Source organism: Bacteroidota bacterium (assembly GCA_016718825.1).
Lineage (GTDB): Bacteria > Bacteroidota > Bacteroidia > J057 > JADKCL01 > JADKCL01.
Map to the genome: position 1 here is coordinate 150,611 of JADKCL010000008.1, position 18,964 is coordinate 169,574.

General features: G+C 50.6%; 19 protein-coding genes. 5 read left to right on the forward strand and 14 right to left on the reverse strand.

The features are described from left to right. Nucleotides 1-39: 39 nt before the first annotated feature. Nucleotides 40-996, forward strand: coding sequence for a DUF1295 domain-containing protein (locus tag IPN95_11560; protein ID MBK9450018.1), 957 nt, complete (start codon nucleotides 40-42; stop codon nucleotides 994-996). Nucleotides 997-1,008: 12 nt separating this feature from the next. Here IPN95_11560 and IPN95_11565 read toward each other — a convergent pair whose 3' ends face one another. From IPN95_11565 to IPN95_11605, 9 genes are all read right to left on the reverse strand, one after another. After that, nucleotides 1,009-1,530: a GNAT family N-acetyltransferase gene (locus IPN95_11565; GenBank protein ID MBK9450019.1), complete on the reverse strand. Its 522-nt coding sequence runs from the start codon at nucleotides 1,528-1,530 to the stop codon at nucleotides 1,009-1,011. Nucleotides 1,531-1,635: 105 nt separating this feature from the next. Beyond that, on the reverse strand, nucleotides 1,636-2,025 hold the full coding sequence (locus IPN95_11570) for a hypothetical protein (protein ID MBK9450020.1): 390 nt from the start codon (nucleotides 2,023-2,025) through the stop codon (nucleotides 1,636-1,638). 367 nt (nucleotides 2,026-2,392) lie between these two features. Further along, nucleotides 2,393-3,208, reverse strand: a complete 816-nt coding sequence (locus IPN95_11575; GenBank protein MBK9450021.1) for a 2OG-Fe(II) oxygenase — start codon at nucleotides 3,206-3,208, stop codon at nucleotides 2,393-2,395. Between the two features lie 56 nt (nucleotides 3,209-3,264). Next, entirely contained in the window at nucleotides 3,265-3,690 is a 426-nt protein-coding gene (locus IPN95_11580; protein MBK9450022.1) for a hypothetical protein, read from the reverse strand. A 25-nt stretch (nucleotides 3,691-3,715) separates the two neighbouring features. Further along, on the reverse strand, nucleotides 3,716-4,201 hold the full coding sequence (locus IPN95_11585; protein ID MBK9450023.1) for a hypothetical protein: 486 nt from the start codon (nucleotides 4,199-4,201) through the stop codon (nucleotides 3,716-3,718). 3 nt (nucleotides 4,202-4,204) lie between these two features. Continuing rightward, nucleotides 4,205-4,915, reverse strand: a complete 711-nt coding sequence (locus IPN95_11590; protein MBK9450024.1) for a hypothetical protein — start codon at nucleotides 4,913-4,915, stop codon at nucleotides 4,205-4,207. A gap of 168 nt (nucleotides 4,916-5,083) precedes the next feature. After that, a complete protein-coding gene (locus tag IPN95_11595) occupies nucleotides 5,084-5,965 on the reverse strand; it encodes a bifunctional 5,10-methylenetetrahydrofolate dehydrogenase/5,10-methenyltetrahydrofolate cyclohydrolase (GenBank protein MBK9450025.1) in 882 nt (293 codons plus the stop codon). Nucleotides 5,966-6,028: 63 nt separating this feature from the next. Further along, entirely contained in the window at nucleotides 6,029-7,819 is a 1,791-nt protein-coding gene (lepA, locus tag IPN95_11600) for an elongation factor 4 (GenBank protein ID MBK9450026.1), read from the reverse strand. Between the two features lie 81 nt (nucleotides 7,820-7,900). Next, entirely contained in the window at nucleotides 7,901-9,274 is a 1,374-nt protein-coding gene (locus tag IPN95_11605; GenBank protein MBK9450027.1) for a sigma-54-dependent Fis family transcriptional regulator, read from the reverse strand. Nucleotides 9,275-9,517: 243 nt separating this feature from the next. Here IPN95_11605 and IPN95_11610 point away from each other — a divergent pair, with 243 nt between their 5' ends. Next, nucleotides 9,518-10,201: a Fe2+-dependent dioxygenase gene (locus IPN95_11610; protein ID MBK9450028.1), complete on the forward strand. Its 684-nt coding sequence runs from the start codon at nucleotides 9,518-9,520 to the stop codon at nucleotides 10,199-10,201. A gap of 4 nt (nucleotides 10,202-10,205) precedes the next feature. Here the strand turns inward: IPN95_11610 and IPN95_11615 are convergent, their stop codons facing one another. Next, nucleotides 10,206-10,778, reverse strand: a complete 573-nt coding sequence (locus tag IPN95_11615; GenBank protein ID MBK9450029.1) for a hypothetical protein — start codon at nucleotides 10,776-10,778, stop codon at nucleotides 10,206-10,208. A gap of 92 nt (nucleotides 10,779-10,870) precedes the next feature. Continuing rightward, nucleotides 10,871-11,587 (reverse strand): outer membrane beta-barrel protein, encoded by a 717-nt coding sequence (locus IPN95_11620; GenBank protein ID MBK9450030.1) that lies wholly within the window; start codon nucleotides 11,585-11,587, stop codon nucleotides 10,871-10,873. A 155-nt stretch (nucleotides 11,588-11,742) separates the two neighbouring features. On the opposite strand from IPN95_11620, the gene IPN95_11625 reads away from it, so the two are divergent. After that, the gene (locus IPN95_11625) at nucleotides 11,743-12,804 is read left to right on the forward strand and encodes a hypothetical protein (GenBank protein MBK9450031.1); all 1,062 of its coding nucleotides are present in this window, start codon (nucleotides 11,743-11,745) and stop codon (nucleotides 12,802-12,804) included. A 9-nt stretch (nucleotides 12,805-12,813) separates the two neighbouring features. On the opposite strand, the gene IPN95_11630 is transcribed toward IPN95_11625, so the two are convergent. From IPN95_11630 to IPN95_11640, 3 genes are all read right to left on the reverse strand, one after another. After that, nucleotides 12,814-13,563, reverse strand: a complete 750-nt coding sequence (locus IPN95_11630; protein ID MBK9450032.1) for a PKD domain-containing protein — start codon at nucleotides 13,561-13,563, stop codon at nucleotides 12,814-12,816. After that, nucleotides 13,560-14,555, reverse strand: a complete 996-nt coding sequence (locus IPN95_11635) for a hypothetical protein (protein ID MBK9450033.1) — start codon at nucleotides 14,553-14,555, stop codon at nucleotides 13,560-13,562. Before IPN95_11635 ends, IPN95_11630 begins: the two co-directional genes overlap by 4 nt. 162 nt (nucleotides 14,556-14,717) lie before the next feature. Continuing rightward, the gene (locus tag IPN95_11640; protein ID MBK9450034.1) at nucleotides 14,718-16,634 is read right to left on the reverse strand and encodes a PKD domain-containing protein; all 1,917 of its coding nucleotides are present in this window, start codon (nucleotides 16,632-16,634) and stop codon (nucleotides 14,718-14,720) included. Between the two features lie 345 nt (nucleotides 16,635-16,979). On the opposite strand from IPN95_11640, the gene gcvT reads away from it, so the two are divergent. Further along, nucleotides 16,980-18,080 (forward strand): glycine cleavage system aminomethyltransferase GcvT, encoded by a 1,101-nt coding sequence (gene gcvT / locus IPN95_11645; protein MBK9450035.1) that lies wholly within the window; start codon nucleotides 16,980-16,982, stop codon nucleotides 18,078-18,080. A gap of 22 nt (nucleotides 18,081-18,102) precedes the next feature. Continuing rightward, nucleotides 18,103-18,948 (forward strand): 2-phosphosulfolactate phosphatase, encoded by an 846-nt coding sequence (locus IPN95_11650; protein ID MBK9450036.1) that lies wholly within the window; start codon nucleotides 18,103-18,105, stop codon nucleotides 18,946-18,948. The last annotated feature ends 16 nt before the right edge of the window (nucleotides 18,949-18,964 follow it).

Consider the following 18,964-nt stretch of genomic DNA (forward strand, 5'->3'; position numbering starts at 1 on the left):
GGCCCAGCGTCCCTCAGGGATGCCAAAAGCGTTGAAAATATGTTGAAGACGATTGTGTTGTTGATAGCCGCCTTGGTGGCCGTTCCCTTGGCGACGTTCTATTTTGATGCCCCCTTGTCGGATGCGCATTGGGCCATTCTCCAAAATTCACTGCTGATCTACCTGGGCGTCGCTTTGGGCTGTTTTGCCCTTGCCGAAATCACCCGCAACTGTTCACAGGTCGACAAAATCTGGAGCATCGTGCCGATTGCCTACGTATGGTACATTGCCGTGGCCGGTGGTTTGGGCGATCGTGCCATTCTGATGGCTGTTTTGGTTACGCTTTGGGGCGCCCGCCTGACCTATAATTTCTCGCGCCGCGGCGCATATACCTGGAAATTCTGGACCGGCGAGGAGGATTATCGCTGGGAAGTGCTGCGCAAAATGCCCTTGCTTCAAGGCCGCACAAGGTGGTTTTTCTTCAATTTGTTTTTCATTTCGCTCTATCAAAACGGGCTGATTTTGCTGTTTACCTTGCCGATTCTCGTTGCACTCGATGGCGCCGAAAAGGCATTATTTTGGGCAGATTACTTGCTTGCCGCCTTGTTTATCGCCGCCTTGGTGATGGAAACGGTGGCCGATCAGCAGCAATGGGACTACCAAAACGAAAAGCACCGCCGCAAAAAGGCTGGCGAAAAACTCACGGGCGAATATTCCCTGGGATTTGCCTACCGTGGCCTCTGGAAATGGATGCGCCACCCCAATTACACCGCCGAACAAGCCATTTGGGTCATATTCTACTTTTTCTCCGTGGCCGCTACTGGCCGCTGGTTCAATTGGTCGGTGGCTGGGGCCATTCTTTTGTTGCTCCTCTTTCAAGGAAGTTCTGACTTCAGCGAAGGGATTTCCAGCCAAAAATATCCGCGGTACGCCATCTACAAACGGCGTGTGGGACGTTTTCTGCCCAAGATTTTCAGCAATAGCAAGTCCGAGGAAGTGATCGAATCCTTTGTTTGAGCGGTTGCAGACTCAGAGAAACAATTCGTAGTAAATCATATCCCGAAAACGGCCTTTGACCATTTCGAGTTCGGCCAACATGCCGACGGGTTCGAGTCCGCAGTGGTGAAGCACCTTTTGGGAAGCGATGTTTTGGCTGTCGCAGGCTGCAAAAACCGTATGAATTCCAACGATGGTTCGTGCCAGTTCCACCATGCCTTGGGCGGCTTCGGTGGCATAACCCTTGCCCCAAAATTGCCGGTTGAAGGTGTAGCCGAGCGTTGCAAGGCCTTTTCTGCGTTCATTCAATAAGAATCCGCAGGCGCCGATCACCTGGCCCGTTTCCTTGAGGCAGACGACCAATTCGATTCTTGACCGGCGTTTTTCATGGGCATGGTCCATGGCGGCCTGCACGTAGGCTTTGGATTGTACGACCGAATTGGGTCCCCAAGCCTCAAATTTCAGGGCATCCGCATCGGAACTGTAGGCATGCACTGCCTCCCAATCATCGAGTTGGTATTCGCGGAGTAGCAGCCTTGGGGTCTCTATTTCCATCTTGGAGGTAGATATTCAGCGGCAATTTCGGGAGGTGAAGGGGAATAAAACAAAAAAGCCGCCTGCAAAACAGACGGCTTTTGGAAGGGTGGAAAAGACAGGCTACTATTTTTTGCGGGTCGTGCGCTTTTTGCTTTTGCCACCGAGCCACTTGGGGCGGTGTTTTTTCAGTTCACGGACCGTTTTTTCATGCTTGGTGGCAAAGGCCATCGGGTTCCTGCGAATTTCAGCCGGCGCTTTGCGCAGGTCAGTCACAAACTTGGGGTCGGTGACCCTGGATTGCAGGTCCTTGTCGATTTTGACGTGGCGTGCCACGTCGCGGTCGGCGAGCACGGTCGTTGTTGCACGACCGATGTTTTTGTTGCGCACATCCTTGATCACATTCCGGGCAGTGCGGGTCTTGGCTGCCACGTTGGAAGCTGTCATCGTCTGGGCAGTCAGCGCGGTGGCAGTCGTCAGGGTGAGGAGGGCGAGCATCAAGTACCGGAGTTTCATAATCTTAAAATTTAATGGTAAAATCTATTGGTATGGATTCAAGTTCGGTGCCAAAGAACATCCCCTGAAAAATGGGCTAAATTCGGCTTGAATCGCTGTTTTGAATGCGCGTGCCAAGTGGGCTTGTATGCAAAAGCAGACATGCAACGATTTAGGCCTGTCCAGAAAAGAGTGCAGAAATTGGGGCGGATGTTCCGGATGGATGAACCCAAGGATGCTGGAGGACTTCCTCGAAAGCGGATACAGGCATTTTTGCCAAACGGGTGTAGCGTTCAGCTGCGCTGCGAATTCAAAAATTGGCCTTGATTCCACTAGCAGGAATACCCGATCGGTCGACCGAGTAGCAGCTTCGGCGATAGTGGGCGGCCTAACGAAGCTTGCGTGCGAGTTTTATGAAAATCGGCGGCGTAATGTTCTTCAAGAAGCGCTTGAACGATGATTGTTTCAGGTGGGAGTCGTTTTTGGCATTGCGACCGACAAATAGCGTTGAATGCTCACCTTTTTCAGGATCGATTTCATTGGATGGTCTTCCATTGGTATAATAATAGAATGCAAGAGACCTTCTGCTGCGTCCTTCGGGGCAAGTTAATGGATCTGGATGGCCGTGGTAGGAATTGCTCGTGGTACTAAACATGGCCATGGTATTGAATGTCGGAAGGACCTTCACGCGGCACGCCTTCATCTCAGTGTCCCACAGTTCAAAATGCCCGCCATAGCTTTCTTCCCAATCCTTGTTCAAATAAACGAGCACATTCAAACGTCGATCGAGGCCGTAGCTGGGATGCGTATTAAAATCCGCATGGATCTTCAGGAGGCCTCCCGGTAAAATTTCATGGCAACCGCCACCGATAAACAAAGGGTCGGATATCAAATTGGGTATTCCCGTTAATTTGGATAGAAATTCCAGCATCGGACGAGAATTCATGTAATACATGAAATCGCGCAACTTGTCAGGCATTTCATGCACCTTGTTGTTTGCCATCTTGACTTCGTTGGCATTGTTGAAGCTGTGGGTGTTTTTCTTGCGGAGGTCGGGGAAAACCTCTGCAACCGCCGACAGCATATCTGTATCAAAGAAGTCATGAAATACAATATGCGGGAATGGCGAGGCCTTGGCGTACTGCGGTGCTGCGTTGGCAGCAACTTGGTCTAAATCCTGATAAAGTGTGCTTATATTTTGCATGTTCAAGGATTATTCCCCAAACTACAAAATTTAATTTCTGAATACAAGGGCTCAAATCAGTGTTCTCTGGTCGAAATGGGTTGCAAAATAACCTCCTCAAAATCGGTTTCGAGCAGGTCTGCACTGCGAATGCGGAAGTACCAAGTGCGCTTTTTTTCCTCCAAATGCGTATTCCGCCAGGTGAGATAGACCGTTTCGTTTTTGATTTCGTAGGTGCCGACTTGGTAAAACAATTCGTCGTCTTCGGTCATCGGTTCGTCGTGGTCAGGATCGTCGGTGACGTAGGCTTCGTCGATTTCGTCCCAAAATTCATCCTCCGAAAGCCGCGGATCCTCTTCTGTCTTGCTGATCCAAACCCCATCCGCCCGGAAAAGGTAATACAAATAGTAGGGCTCCTCCTTGCGTTCGCCATTGACAAAACGCACATGAAACTGCTCATTGGAGCGGTAGATGGTATGAAGATGAATGGGGGAGGAGGGCATGGGAATTCTGAAAGTGGACGAAGTTTCAATTGCAGCCGAATGCAGTGAACACCACCTGCCAAGGGAGGACGTCAGCAAAAAGCTTCCACAAAACTAAGTAAATCAAGGAAAGCAGCACAGAAAGCAAGTTCCCTATCAGGAAATAGTCTTTGGAAATTTTTTCACTATCGGTTTCTTTCAGGTCCTTTTGCAGAAAATGAGTTCCGAGTTTCAGCGCACTGAAAAGCGTTAGAACTTGATCGATCCCAGCTGCCAAACCAAGAAAAAGGACTAAACGCTCCAGAAGCCCCTTGAGACGTGCCTTCACCTCGCGCTGATGCGTTGCTTTTGCGGCATCTTCCTCAGGATCTTCTTGCTGCAGATCGTCTTGGACTTCTTCCTTTTCAGGTTGCATCGCAACGATAGGTGGTAAATACCGACGCATGAGCCAAGGAAAAAGTAGCCAATTCGCCAGAATTTCACCAATACCGTAAATGATTGCGAATAGTAAAATAGGAATCAGACGGTCCATTTTTTAGGTTGTGATCATTTGCAAAAGGTCTCTTTGGGCTAAATATTCTTTAAATCTAAGGCTTTTTTCCATTCGCCAAACATTTCCTCTGTCAGCATGAATCGATAGAGCAACAGCTTTGTAATCACCATTTTCGAGAAATAACGGAGCAAATTGCATGTGTTTTTCCTTTTCTTTCCAATGCTCGAGGAAACTGCCCCAAACGACCAAGGTCTTCTGTAACCGCATATCGAACAAGGGATCTCCCAAGTTGATATCGAATCTGAATTCGCTCTTGTTCAATAACTCCAGTCTTTTGCGCGCATTTGTAAGTCCAGAACCGACCATTGCATGTGCACGTTGATGGTGTATCGTCGAATCGATGGCTCCACGATACGCCACGTACCGCAGAAGAATGCTGGAATTTCGCCTGAGCAATGATTCTTCAAGATCGATAATAATTGCGATTAGTGACCTGATATCCTTGACAACGGCTTGAAACTCATCCCCCAAAGTTACCGTGAGCATGGAAACAAGTTCTTTTTCATGGCGACTGTTGACCTCTTCGACGACATCAAAGAAGATCTCCAGTTCAGCCTTCACCATCTTGCTGCTTCCAATTACGTCAGCCATCAAGATGATAAAGGTGTTTGAATGTGAATCCAATGTTGAATTCGGAGCAAGCAAAGGCAAAGATGATTGTTGACGCAAGGATGTATTTACCGTTCTTGACATTTCCTTCAAATTGATTCATTGTCCAAAAATGACAACTTGAACAAATATTGTAAAATATTGACAACAATTCAAGTTATTGTGGTAAAATTACAATAAGACTATTTGTTGTAGAATGTTTACAACATAGTGATTTGTTGTAGAAATGTGACAATAGATATCTGCCTCCCCCTACCGCTCCAAATGCTCCAAATACAGCATCATCGTATTTTGCAACAAGGACGCAATGGTCATCGGACCCACGCCGCCAGGCACGGGCGTGATGTAGCTGCATTTGGGCGCAACGCCTTCAAAATCCACGTCGCCGACGATCTTGTGGCCCTTTTTTGCATTCGGATCAGCTACCCGGTTGATGCCTACGTCGATCACGACGGCACCCTCTTTGACCATGTCGGCCTTGATCAATCCGACGACACCCGTCGCCACAATCAAAATGTCGGCTTGACGCGTGAAATTGGCGAGCCCCTGCGTGTAAATGTGGCAGGTCGTCACGGTTGATCGCCCCGGATATGTGTCGCGGCCCATCAAAATGCTCATCGGCGAACCGACAATATTGCTGTTGCCGACCATCACCACGTGTTTGCCTTGGGTTTCGATCTTGTAACGTTTGAGTATCTCGAGAATACCCGCCGGCGTCGCCGGTAGCGGCGCATGCAGATTCTTGGCCATCCGCCCGATGTTGATCGGGTGAAAGCCATCGACGTCCTTGAGCGGGGAAATCGTCTCGATCACCTTCGTCGCCGAAATCTGCTCCGGCAAGGGCAATTGCACCAAAATGCCGTCGACTTCAGGGTCTTCGTTGAGTGCTTGAAGTTTTTTAAGGAGGAATTTTTCGGAGAGGCTTGCATCATACCGCAGCTCAGTACTGCGGTAGCCGACAAATTCGCAGGCGCGGACCTTGTTGGCGACGTAGGTCTGACTCGCAGGATTTTCGCCGACCAAGATCGCCACCAAATGTGGCGGACGTTGGCCATTGGCGATGTGTTTGGAGACTTCGGTGCGAAGTTCGTCCTTGATTGTTTCCGAAAGTGCTTTTCCGTCGAGCAAAATCATCGTCATTCCTCCAATTTTTGAAAACAAAAAAGCCGAGCGCTTGCCCGGCTTCCTTGCCTGTTATTAATCGAGTTTGAGCAGGGCCATGAAGGCGCTCTGTGGAATCTCCACGTTGCCGACTTGGCGCATGCGTTTCTTTCCTTTTTTCTGCTTTTCGAGCAGTTTCCGCTTCCGGCTGATGTCACCGCCGTAGCATTTGGCGGTCACGTCTTTCCTCAGGGCGGAGATGGTCTCACGTGAAATGATCTTGGCACCGATCGCCGCTTGAATGGCGATCATAAATTGTTGCCTTGGGATCAATTCCTTGAGCTTTTCGCAGATTTTTTTGCCCCAATCATAGGCACGGTCACGGTGAATGATCGCGCTCAAGGCATCGACCTGCTCGCCGTTGATCAAAATGTCCAATTTCACCAGCTTGCTTTCCCGGAACCCGATCAATTCGTAGTCAAAGGAAGCATAACCCTTGGAAATGGTTTTGAGACGGTCAAAAAAGTCGAAGACAACCTCTGCAAGCGGCAATTCGAAAATCAGCTCGACACGCGTGGGTGTGAGGTAGGTCTGATTTTTGAACAAGCCCCGTTTGTTGATGCAGAGCGTCATGATCGCGCCGATAAAATCTGCACGCGAGATGATCTGCGCCCGAATGATCGGTTCCTCCACCCAAGCGATGCGCGACGGATCGGGCAAATCGCTCGGACTGTTGATTTCCAGCTCGGTTTCATTGCTGAGATAGGCTTTGAATCCAACGTTGGGCACCGTGGTGATCACGGTCATGTTGAATTCCCGCTCCAAGCGCTCCTGCACGATCTCCATGTGGAGCATGCCGAGGAAACCCACACGGAATCCGAATCCCAAAGCTGCGGAAGTTTCCGGCTCCCAAACAAGCGCGGCATCGTTCAAAACGAGCTTCTCCAAGGAGCTGCGCAAATCTTCAAATTCCTCGGTATCAACTGGGTAAACCCCGGCAAAAACCATCGGTTTCACCTCTTTGAAACCTTCGACGGGCTGCAAAGCGGGATTTTCAACGCCTGTGATGGTATCGCCAACGTGGATTTCACGCACGTTTTTGATGCCGGAAATCAGATAGCCGACGGACCCGCATTCGACGGAATCGCGGGGTTCCATTTTGAGCTTGAGCACGCCGATTTCGTCGGCATGGTATTGGGCGTCGGTCTGATAGAACTTGACGTGCTGCATCTTGTGGATACTGCCATCCATGATGCGGAAGTAGACAATCGTGCCGCGGTATTGGTTGAAGACCGAGTCAAAAACAAGTGCCTTCAAAGGAGCATTGGGGTCGCCTTTCGGAGGAGAAATGCGTTCGACAATCGCCTCAAGGATGTCCAGAATGCCCACGCCTTCCTTTGCGCTTGCCAAAATGACCTGTTCAGGCTTGACACCGACAAGGTCTACGATTTCGTCGCGTACTTCCTCGACCATCGCGCCGGGCAAGTCGATTTTGTTGATCACCGGGATGATCTCCAAATCGTGCTCCAATGCCAGGTAAAGGTTGGAAATTGTCTGAGCTTCAATGCCTTGTGCGGCATCGACGATCAGCAATGCGCCTTCGCAGGCGGCAATCGAACGGGAAACTTCGTAGCTGAAGTCCACGTGTCCGGGGGTATCGATCAGGTTCAGGATGTACTTCTGCCCGTTTTGGGCGGTGTAGTTCATCTGAATGGCCTTGCTCTTGATCGTAATGCCTTTTTCGCGCTCGAGATCCATGTCGTCGAGCACTTGGGCCTGCATTTCGCGGGAGGTGATGGTGCCTGTAAACTCCAACAACCTGTCTGCCAAGGTACTCTTACCGTGGTCGATGTGGGCGATGATGCAGAAATTGCGAATTTTATCCATAAAAATAAATGCGGTTCAAAGCCCGAGGCTTTGTCGCTTCAAAATTACGCTTGTTGACCGTAGCCCCAAGCCTGTTGTAGATTAATTCTTGTCGTTGCGCTTGAGACCGTACTTTTCAATCTTGTTGTAAAGGTGGCTGCGCTGAATGTCGATTTCCTCCGCCGTTTTGGTGATATTCCACTGATTGCGACGGAGTTTCTTCTCGATAAACTCCCTTTCGGCGTAGTCCTTGAAGTCTTGAAAGCGCTCGTACCGGTCAAAAATGCTTTCCTCGTTGCGCTTGTTTTTGCGGGGAACTGCAAACGTAATGACCTCTTGCTCTGTGATTTCGCCATCGCTCATGATCACGAGGCGCTCGATCACGTTGTGCAATTCGCGGACGTTGCCGCGCCATTCGAGCTTCATCAGTTCCTCCATCGCCTTCTTGTTGACTTTCGGCGAATTGGGGACTTTGTATTCCTCGCAAATTTCCCTGAGGAATTGATCGACGAGTTGCGGGATATCTTCCTTGCGGTCCTTGAGCGAAGGCACGTGGATCAAAATGACGCTGAGGCGATGGTACAAGTCCTCGCGGAAGTTGCCTTCTTCGATTTCGCTGAGCAGATCCTTGTTGGTCGCTGCGATGATACGCACATCGACCGTGATGTCTTTGTCGCCGCCGACGCGGGTGATTTTATGCTCTTGAAGGGCACGGAGCACCTTTGCCTGTGCCGAGAGGCTCATGTCGCCGATTTCATCGAGGAAAAGCGTGCCGCCATTGGCTTGCTCAAACTTGCCGAGGCGTTGTTTGAGTGCGCCGGTGAAAGAGCCCTTTTCGTGGCCAAACAATTCGCTTTCAATCAATTCCGAAGGAATCGCAGCGCAGTTGACCTCCACAATCGGGCCACCGGCGCGGTTACTCTTTTCGTGGATCCATCGGGCGACAAGTTCCTTGCCGGTACCATTGGAGCCGGTCACGAGTACGCGAGCGTCGGTAGGGGCGACGCGCTCGATGGTTTCCTTGATCTTGGAAATGATGGGCGAGTCACCGGTGATTTCGCGGACTTTGGTGACTTTTCGCTTCAGAATACGGGTTTCCGTGACCAATTCGCTTTTGTCCATGGCATTGCGCACAGACACAAGGAGACGATTCAAATCCGGTGGCTTCTGAATGAAGTCGTACGCACCTTTTTTCGTGCATTCGACGGCCGTATCAATATTGGCGTGGCCCGAAATCATGATGAACTGCAATTCCGGGTTGTGCTTCAGTCCCAATTCGAGCACTTCTATGCCATCACGCTTGGGCATTTTGACATCGCAAAGGATCACATCCCATTCGTCGTCCTTGATCATTGCAAGGCCCTCCTCGCCGTCGGAGGCAGTTTCCACCTTGTAATCCTCGTATTCGAGGATGTCTTTCAAGGTGCTGCGGATGCTCTCCTCGTCATCGATGATTAATATTCTAGGCGATTTCATTGTCTTAATTTTGGGACGAAAATTAGGGATTTGTCCACCGTTCTGCAAACAAAAATTGGATGGTTCCGATATCTAGCCCATCCACAGCCTAAATCCTTGCTAATGAATGTTCGGGAATGGTTTTCGGCCGTATTGCCTGGTCGGCTGCGCCGCTTGGAATATCATTTGGGCGGCAACAGACCGCAGGACTTTTCAGAGTTTCCGTCCAAATTCCTATCTTGATGCCTTCGAATAAAAATTTGCATGAAAAGTAGTCCTTGGTTTTTGCATGTGCCCGGTTTGCTTTCCGGCCCGTTGCTCGCGCAGGTGCGTCAGGCGATGGAAACCGCTTCATTTGTCGATGGGCGAACGACTGCAGGCGGTGCAGCGGCGTTGGTGAAGCTCAACCTCCAAATGGCTGATAGTCCGATGAAACAGCAGCTCGATCAGCTGTTGCTGCAAGCAATCATGTCGGTGCCGGATGTGCATAAAGCTTTTTTTCCTACCAAGGTCTACGGTCTGATCTATGCGAAATACAGCTCGGACATGACCTATGGCTGGCATTTGGACAGTCCGATCATGATGAGCAATCAGCCGATTCGCACGGACGTTGCCATGACGATTTTCATTTCCGATCCGGAGACCTATGAAGGCGGCGAACTTGAAGTTCAGGCCCCTGGCGCGCAAAGCAGCTGGAAATTACCTGCCGGCGACGCCATTTTTTATCCGGCGACGACGGTGCATCGGGTTGCGCCTGTGACGAGCGGCGAGCGCCGCGTGGTGGTGACATGGATCCAAAGTGCGGTCAGGGAGCCGAGGCACCGGCAACTATTGTATGATTTGAAGCTCGCGCACGAGCAAATGGAATTGCTGCCGGAAATGCAAGTGGCCGCCGAAAAGGTGCAACATGCCTTCAGCCACCTTTTGCGTGAATGGGCTGAGATTTAAGGAATCAATCGCGGTATTTTACGATGCTGCCTTCATTGGAGGCGTCAGCACCTGCTTGTGTTCCAAGGACCGCACGCAGCGCAAAAGGATAAGGGGCCTTGTTGCCTTGCTGTGATGCATTTCTCCCGGAGGCGGGCATGTCGGTGCCCCAATAGCCTGCGACCCAAAGGCTGCAAAGTCCGCCATTGGGGCAATATTGCCGCACACGGTCTTGCAGGCTTACGCCCAATGCGCTGTCTTCGAGCCACAATTCGATGCGGTCTGCTTTTGCGATCGACGGTTCCACTGCGATATATGCCTGACGATAGGCGCGGTCGTCATTCGGGAGCAATTCGATGACGATGGGTAGGCGCCACAGGCGACGGTTTCCGTTCGCATTTTTGGTTGTCAGCGCGGTCAGAAGGGCAGCTTTGGGCAAAATGGCTGGGCCATCTTTCCAGTTGTTGTCGTCAAATGGCGTCATGTTTCCTGGTTTCATGGATTCAGTGGTTGAAGCTGCCGGTGGAGTGCCGCGGTGGGTGCAACCCGCTGCAGTGAGCAAAACGATGAGGGCGATGGCAGGGAAATTCCGTTTCATAGATCCAAATTACGCACATTCGAAGTGAATCCAATGAAAAATGGCTGTCCACCGAAGCAGACAGCCATTTTTACGTAAGGTTGAATCTAGACTCAGAAGTAATAGCCGAGATTCAATGAAATCGCATTCATTTTGGTGCGTTGATCGGGATCGCTAAACTTTTTGGTGGTGTAGCTCATCAAACCCCAATGGTAGGTAACGCCGAATTCAAGCATTCCCCAGTCAAATTGCCAATCGACACCTGCTCCTGGTGCAAATGAAGTGGTAAAGAGGCTGATTCCATCATTGTCGCGTGTTTCAAGATTTTGGGTGATAGAAGGTGCGCCGCTAATGGAATCAATGACGATCACATCGCCGATGATCTTGTTTTGGACGTTGATTTCGGCATCCATACCAAACACGCCATAGATGAAGATGCCGTCTCCAATTTCAGGAGACCTGAATTTGAGACCGATCGGAACGATGACGGACGTGATTCCCAGTTTGGAATCCAAGGAGGTGAGTCTGCTGATGGCACTGTCAAGGGTATAAGTGGTATTGATGCCCCTGGTTGCCAGTGTCACCCCCGTCTTGATGCCGATATTTTCGGAGAAGCCATAGGTAAAGGCAAAATCAAAAGCGAAACCCAAAGCTGCTCTTGTATCAAGCCCAGCTGGCTTTGCCTTGGTGACTTTGTCGGTAATGTTGCCCCAGCTGATGAGCGGACTTGCGCGGAATCCAACCTTGGCACCCTCTTGCGCCATCACTTTGTTCACGCCCACGAGCCCAACCAGCAAAAACAATGTGCAGATGATTACTGTTCTTTTCATACTTTTCGGTAATAGTGTTACTAAAAACGTTTCGCCTTCCAGAACAAGAATCGTTCCAAAATGCCCTGCAATTCTAATGAATTAGCCCGAACATTCATATTTTTGAGCGCAAAATGCCCTGTTTGATGAAGTTTGACACCTTTCGAATCCGTCTTGTGAAACATATTTCTTGGTTCGCCCTTGCCCTTTGGGGCATCTTGATTTCACAAAGTTGTGGGAATGAGCCCAAAGATGTGCCGTTGGATGAAATCAAACTGGATTTGAATGTGATTCGCCTCGACGAAGCACTTTACAATTCCGCGAAGGCCATTGAAAAAGACAGTACCATCGGACCCGAGGCTCTTTTCAAGGACTATTTTCAGGAAAGCAAGGGCTTTGTGACCGACTGGATGTTTGGTGGCAACGACAGTATCGCAACGGATAGCCTGATCGGGGATGCCTTGGGTGCTTTTGGTCGGGACCGCTATGGGGCGCATTTGTTGGATACCATTCACGAAGTCCTCGGGGGAATGGATCTAAAGGCAGCCCTTGAAAATCCGCTCAAACGTTACAAGCACTATTTCCCCAACAAACAGACTCCCGTGGTGGTAGCCTTCGTCGATGGCTATCCCCGCACGGCGCAAGCGGGATTGGACCAAATCTATATTTCGCCGACTTATCTCGGCATCGGCATGCATTATTTTATGGGGCCTGGCTTTCAGTATTATCCGATCGATTTGCCGAAGTACATCCGCCGACGCTGCACCCCGGAGCATATTCCCGCACTCGTGGTTCACAAAATGGCAGATCTCATTGTGCCGGAACCGGAGCTCAACAAAAATCCTGTGCTCGTCGATTATGTCATCCGGGAGGGTATTCGGATGGTTTTTGTAGACAAACTGCTTGGGCCTCAAGTCAGTGACTCCATCAAAATTTTCTACGAATCCAGTCAGTTGGATTGGGCCAATCTTTATGAAGGCCGCGTGTACAAAGATTTGGTGACCGATCTTTATTCCGCGGATGCAGCCCTGCAACGCAGGTACGTGGACGACAGCCCTTTCACGAGCCAACTCAACCGCGGCTCAGCACCACGTTTAGGCCAATTTATCGGTTGGCGGATCGTATCCGAATACCTGCGGAAATTTCCTGACGTGACGCTCGATGCGCTTGTGCAGATGAAAGACTACCAGAAGATTTTCAAGGATTCGGGTTACCGCCCTCCAAAAGAAGGCGAATGACCGCATAAACTATTGAATGACAATCCTTTGGTTGCCACTGGAGGTGCCGGCTTGCCAACGAAGCAGATAAATTCCTTTCGGAGCATTCAGTTGAATGCGCTGCGTCCATTCATGATTTCCAAGGAAATGCTTTTCCTGCAAGATGATTCGACCATTTGCATCCATTAGGCTGAAAGTCAATGTGCTGGGACTTTTCATTTGCGCATTCAGGAGAAATGTGCCATTGTTTGGATTGGGAACGATGCTAAAGTGCGGAGCATTGGAATTCTCCAATCCAATGAAGCAGTCCACCATAGCTGAGCTGGATGCGGAGGCTGAAAAGCATTCATTCGACGCAACCAGGCCGATAGTAAAGGTTCCGATGCTAGAATAGGTATGGCTGGGGTTGCTTCCGGTTCCGGTGGACCCGTCTCCAAATGTCCAGTTCCATGTGGTGCCGATGGGATCGTTGCTGTTGAAGAGGACGGTGGGACAATCCGTGGTATCCACGCTGATCATCGGGGTGGGTGTCTGCGTCGCAAAAATTAATGAAATGCCCACTGCAGCACTGTCGATGCAGCCATTTTGGTTGCGTTTGGTCATGTTGTACCAGCCGTTTTGTGTCGCAAAATGAACATTCGTATTGGCCCCCGAAATCGTGGAGCCATTGCGGTACCATTGGCTTGTGCCCCCAAATGAACCGGTAATCATCAGCGTGTCGGCAAAGCAAAGAACGGTATCCTGCCCCGGGTTGAGGCTTACCGGCGGGAGTGGCTTCACTTGGATATTCCGGACGCCCATCTGATCAAGTCCTGAAGTCGCATTCTTGAGAGAGGCTGTGGTGACGTAGTTTCCGGGAATGGAATAGCTATGGCTCCTGGAGGCAGCAGGAAACACGGATTCGACCGTGCCATCACCCCAGTCATAGACCACGCAGTATCCAGTGCAATTCCCCCGAAATTCCAGGAAATGGTATCGAATACACAGAAAAAATCGTCGGAAAGCGCGAATTGGGGGGCAAACACCAATCCCGAAGCCGGAAAGGGCAAGTTCATTTGAGGGGGCAGGAAAAGTCCGGTTGCAAACACATATTGTAAGTCTTGGGTGGTGTTTCCAAGGAGGAATCGGCCATTTCCAAGATAGGTAGCCGCCGAAACCTCGGCGTTTGCAGCCCCCGTCATCGGTACGTTGGTCACCGGAGAATACGGTGCCGTTGCGGGCAGCTTTTCCATGATGCGAAGGTTGTTGCCCGACCAATGGTAGAGCAGTTGGTCATCGTGACGGTAGCTGATGGCTTCCCCTGCATCGCCATTCCCCAAGGCCGTTGCGAGACTTGTGGTGCCATTGGCCTTGTCAATCAGGTACAGTGTTTCGGCATTGGCACCGCTATCTGCGACCACGCCAACAAGTTGCCCATCTTCCCTGAAGGCGATGCCTGCGAAGCTTTGCCCGAGGTTGCCCACCTGCGTACACACCCCTGTTGCCAAGTTGGTTTGCGCCAAAATAGAGGCATTGGGCTGTCCAGTGGTAGTGACGAGTCCAAAAACGTCATGTCCAATCGGGTCGAAGGCCAAGCCTTGTATTCCGGTTACGGTCGTGCCGGTCATCGTCGCCTTTACACGTTGCGCAATCGACCAAGCTGTGGTGTCGATCGCCCAAATCGAATCCGTGGCTGCCGATACCACATGCAATCGCTGTCCGTAGGCCCTGCTGCCGATCAGGCAATTCGTGAGCAATAGACTGGAAATAAGCAGTATGCGAAGTTTTTCCATCCGAGATTTTATTGCAAAGCGCTTGGGAATGGCGGTAGTTGGCACCGCATTCTTAGACACAAAGAAACAAAATTCCGTTGTGTCTGCGGAAGATTGCTGCAAAAGGAGCAACAAAAAGGGGAGCCCGAAAACTCCCCTTTTTACGAATCGTGGATGCAGAACTTACTGAATCACGATCGGGTAAACTGCGCGATCGTTCCCAGACATTACCGAGAGGAAATAGATGCCCGGCGCTGCCTGGACTGCAATGCGCTCAGACCATGTGGTACGTACGTCTTCGCTGCTCCAATCCAACAGGCTGCGACCGCTGAGGTCGGTGACCTTGTAGGAGAGGGTTGTAGCGGTAGGCAACGTGACATTCAGGAGGAAGCTGCCGTTGCTGGGATTGGGAGCCACGCTGATGTTGTTGCCAAGCGCTGATTCCAAACCAACGAGGCAGGTGATATCAATCGTGCCAGAGTCGCTGACCGTGAAGCATTGGTTGGTTGCCGTGACGATGCCGGTGTAGGAGCCATTGGCGGTGTAGGTATGCGTCGCAGGATTTCCGGTTGCCGTACCTCCGTCCCCAAATGACCAGTTCCAGCTTGTGCCGTTGGGGTCATTGGAATTGAAAACGAGCGTCGGGCAATTGGAGGTGTCAATGCTCACGTTGATATCAGGCGCCAAAATCACATTCACAAGGATCGAATCAACGGCTTCGCACCCGACACTGTCGGTGGCGCTGACACTATAGGTTCCCGGAGAAGTGAAACATTCGCCATTCAAGGTTGAGCCCGTAGACCAAAGATAGGTGACCCCTGTTGGATTGTTCAGGCCGACGCAAAGCGTATCGCCGTCGCAAATGGTACTGTCCGCACCCAAATCAGCGGTTGGCTGATCTCCGAATTGAACCAAAATCCCTGTTGCAGCACTGTCTCGGCAGCCATTCAAATTTACCTTCTCTTGGTTGTACCATCCATTTAATGTGACGTCGTAGGAGGATGTGGTCGCTCCAGGAATCGCAACCCCATTCATATACCATTGCAACGCTCCGCCCGAGGCACCGAGGAGATGCAAAGAGTCAACCAAGCAGAGTGTCGTATCGGAATTCGGATTGAGGTTCACTGCCGGAACTGCATTGACACGCAACGGTGCAAACTTCATGGTATCCAGACCAACAGTATCGTTTTTCAAAACGGCATGCACAGTGTAGTTTCCGGCCGTAGCATAGCTATGTGTTGCGCCTGCGGCAGGAAAGACCGTGCTTGAGGTGCCGTCGCCCCAATGGTAAACGACGGTATCCATTGCAAAACCTGCATTGCCCATCGTCCATGCGACGTCTTCGCCCACGCAAACCGTGTCGTTCATGAAGGTGAAAGAAGGCGGCATGACCAAGCCACGAAGGTCGTCGGGAAGGCTGATCGGCAAAGGGTTGGAGTAGACGCCGCTCGTCGTAACATATTTGAATTGGCTGCTGATATTGGAGACGATGAAGTTGTTGTTCCCCAGGTAAAGTGCGCCGAAGGTTTCTCCAGAGGCAGGTCCAGAGGTCGGGATGTTCGTAATTGGAGTGTAAGGAGCAGTAACAGGAAATTTCTCATAGACGACGGTACCGTTTCCTGACCAATGATAAAATTGGTTGTCGTCTTTGTTGAAGGCAATGACCTCGCCGTCGGCCCCGTTGCCCAAGGCAACCTGCATCGTCGTCACACCATTACTTTTGTTGATCTTGAAGAGTGTTTCGGGTGGAGTTGCTCCATCTCCAGTCATGCCAAACAATTGACCGTTTGCATCAAAAGCAATAGAGGAAAAGTTAGCTCCGAGGTTGCCGACTTGGGTGCAAACGCCAGTAGTAAGGTCGATTTTGCCGAGCACCCGTCCTGTGACGCCCGACACCTTCATGATAATATAGGTTTCGTGTCCTACGGGGTCATATGCCAATCCGTTCATGCCCGTAATGGTGAATCCCGCGAGCGTTGGGCCAAAGCGGTTCACAACTGTCCAGCTCGTGGTATCTACAGACCACAACGAATCTTGGAACGGTGAAGTGCCATAGATCATCTGGGCATTTGCATTGTGGCCTGCAAAAGATGCTGCCATTAAAAGCATTAGCAGAGAGAACTTTAGGTGGTAGATTTTTTTCATACTTATTCGGGTGAAAAATGAAAACGCAAAATCTGCATGCCGAAGGATCGGCTCTGAAAACCCCAAAGGTAAGAATTTGTCAGATTTTTTTCGCAGATAGGAATGACTTTTTTCACTACTGCCTTGATTTTGATTCTGTTCCCCGAAATCCTCAAACGTCTTCGCTTCTTGTAAATGGTGGAGATTTAATTGGCATTCGAATGCAAATTGGGATGTTGTTGCATTGGTTTGCGACGTCCATCCTTCCAAAAAGAATTCGTATCTTCGCGACCGAATTCTTATATTGGAAGATAGAAATTTATGGAAGCAACAGCTGCAAGGCGCACCGCCCTCTATGATCAACACGTGGCAATGGGAGCCAAAATGATCCCTTTTGCAGGTTTTGACATGCCTGTCAGATATTTTGGTGACAAGGCCGAACACATGGTCGTGCGGGAAGCCGCAGGGGTGTTTGACGTTTCTCACATGGGTGAGTTCATGATCAAAGGCCCTAAAGCCCTCGAACTCATCCAAATGGTGACTTCCAATGATGCCTCCAAACTTTACGACGGCAAGGCACAGTATTCTTGCCTTCCCAACCATGAAGGCGGAATCGTCGACGACCTGATCGTCTATAAATTCGCAGACAACGACTACATGTTGGTTGTCAATGGCGCCAATGTCCAAAAAGACTGGGATTGGATCGTCGAAAGCAACAAGAAGGTCGGCGCCGAAATGATCAATGAAACCGACGACTTGTCGTTGTTGGCTGTTTCAGGTCCAAAGGCAACGGAAATTGTATCCAAATTGACTGATTTGCCAGTCGAGAGCTATGAAAACTACGGCTTTGGCCGTGGTACCGTAGCAGGCATTCCCAATATTCTCGTCGCTACAACCGGGTACACCGGCGAACGTACCTACGAGATTTTCGTCCCCAATCAATTTGCCGTCCAGTTTTGGAACACCCTGTTTGAGGTTGGAACGCCACTGGGGCTTCAGCCTACGGGCTTGGGATGCCGCGATACCCTTCGCCTTGAAATGGGTTATATGCTTTACGGCAACGACATCAACGATACTACCTCGCCACTCGAGGCAGGCTTGGGATGGATTACCAAAATCAACAAGGGCAATTTCAACGGGCGTGACAAGATCGTTGCCCTGAAAGAGGCCGGCCTCAAGCGCAAGTTGGTCGGATTCACGGTTGCCGATAAGCAGGTTCCGCGCGGTCACTGCGAAATTGCCAGCAATGGCGTGATCGTAGGTGAAGTCACATCCGGCTCGGTCAGCCCTGTTTTGGGTTATGGCATTGGCATGGGTTACGTTCCAGCAGAATTGGCCGTGGTCGGTGGGCAAATTGACATCGTGATCCGCGGCAAGCACGTGCCTGCTGTTGTGACGAATCCGCCTTTTATCCGTAAGTGATTATCAAACAGTAGATTAGGATATGAGACCCGTCAAGGTTGACAAGTCAAAAAAATGGGTGGGTGTTTGCATCAGTCCGGCACTCATCGATCAGTTTGAACTCGACAACGCAATCGTGGTGGTGATCGACGTATTGCGTGCAACGACAAGTATGTGTGTGGCATTCGGCCATGGCGTACGCTCGATGATACCCGTGCTCACGACGGAAGAAGGCCTCGAATACAAGCGCCAAGGCTTCCTCACCGCTGGCGAACGCGATGGCGAGCAAGTCGAAGGTTTTGACTTCGGCAATTCTCCTTTTTCCTTTATGGGCGAGGAAATTCGTGGAAAAGACATTGTGATGACCACGACCAACGGTACCAAAGCCATCAAGGCTGCCGTCGCGTTGAATGCCATGGAAGTCGTTGTGGGGGCATTCCCCAACTTGACGGTCCTCTGTAATTACCTCATTCAGCGCAATGAAAACGTAGTGCTTGTCTGTTCGGCTTGGAAGGACAAGCCCAACTTGGAAGACACGATTTTTGCCGGCGCGATGGTCAACCGCCTTCGTCCCTATTTCCGCATGTTTGAAGACACCACGTTGATTGCCGAGACGTTGTACCGCGCTGCAAATCGCCGCAAGCGTTATTTTCTTCGCAGTTCCTCGCACTTCAACCGTCTTTTTCACAAGCTTCAGATTCAAAAGGACGTGAAATACGCCTTGCGGCGCGATACGCATCCTGTCATTCCAAAGCTGTACGGTGACCACCTCGTGGAAATCAATTCGCCCTATGTGCTGGAATTCGAAATAAAGGCGAAACGTCAGGCGGAACAGAAGGCTGCGGAGCAAGCCGCCCTCCAAGATCAAGAGAAGCTGAAATCCAATTGATTCCGTTGCCCAATTT

Coding starts and splice junctions, on each gene's coding strand:
- IPN95_11560 (MBK9450018.1), top strand. CDS start 40: ATGTTGAAGACGATTGTGTTGTTGATAGCCGCCTTGGTGGCCGTTCCC.
- IPN95_11565 (MBK9450019.1), bottom strand. CDS start 1,530: ATGGAAATAGAGACCCCAAGGCTGCTACTCCGCGAATACCAACTCGAT.
- IPN95_11570 (MBK9450020.1), bottom strand. CDS start 2,025: ATGAAACTCCGGTACTTGATGCTCGCCCTCCTCACCCTGACGACTGCC.
- IPN95_11575 (MBK9450021.1), bottom strand. CDS start 3,208: ATGCAAAATATAAGCACACTTTATCAGGATTTAGACCAAGTTGCTGCC.
- IPN95_11580 (MBK9450022.1), bottom strand. CDS start 3,690: ATGCCCTCCTCCCCCATTCATCTTCATACCATCTACCGCTCCAATGAG.
- IPN95_11585 (MBK9450023.1), bottom strand. CDS start 4,201: ATGGACCGTCTGATTCCTATTTTACTATTCGCAATCATTTACGGTATT.
- IPN95_11590 (MBK9450024.1), bottom strand. CDS start 4,915: ATGTCAAGAACGGTAAATACATCCTTGCGTCAACAATCATCTTTGCCT.
- IPN95_11595 (MBK9450025.1), bottom strand. CDS start 5,965: ATGATTTTGCTCGACGGAAAAGCACTTTCGGAAACAATCAAGGACGAA.
- lepA (MBK9450026.1), bottom strand. CDS start 7,819: ATGGATAAAATTCGCAATTTCTGCATCATCGCCCACATCGACCACGGT.
- IPN95_11605 (MBK9450027.1), bottom strand. CDS start 9,274: ATGAAATCGCCTAGAATATTAATCATCGATGACGAGGAGAGCATCCGC.
- IPN95_11610 (MBK9450028.1), top strand. CDS start 9,518: ATGAAAAGTAGTCCTTGGTTTTTGCATGTGCCCGGTTTGCTTTCCGGC.
- IPN95_11615 (MBK9450029.1), bottom strand. CDS start 10,778: ATGAAACGGAATTTCCCTGCCATCGCCCTCATCGTTTTGCTCACTGCA.
- IPN95_11620 (MBK9450030.1), bottom strand. CDS start 11,587: ATGAAAAGAACAGTAATCATCTGCACATTGTTTTTGCTGGTTGGGCTC.
- IPN95_11635 (MBK9450033.1), bottom strand. CDS start 14,555: ATGGAAAAACTTCGCATACTGCTTATTTCCAGTCTATTGCTCACGAAT.
- IPN95_11640 (MBK9450034.1), bottom strand. CDS start 16,634: ATGGCAGCATCTTTTGCAGGCCACAATGCAAATGCCCAGATGATCTAT.
- gcvT (MBK9450035.1), top strand. CDS start 16,980: ATGGAAGCAACAGCTGCAAGGCGCACCGCCCTCTATGATCAACACGTG.
- IPN95_11650 (MBK9450036.1), top strand. CDS start 18,103: ATGAGACCCGTCAAGGTTGACAAGTCAAAAAAATGGGTGGGTGTTTGC.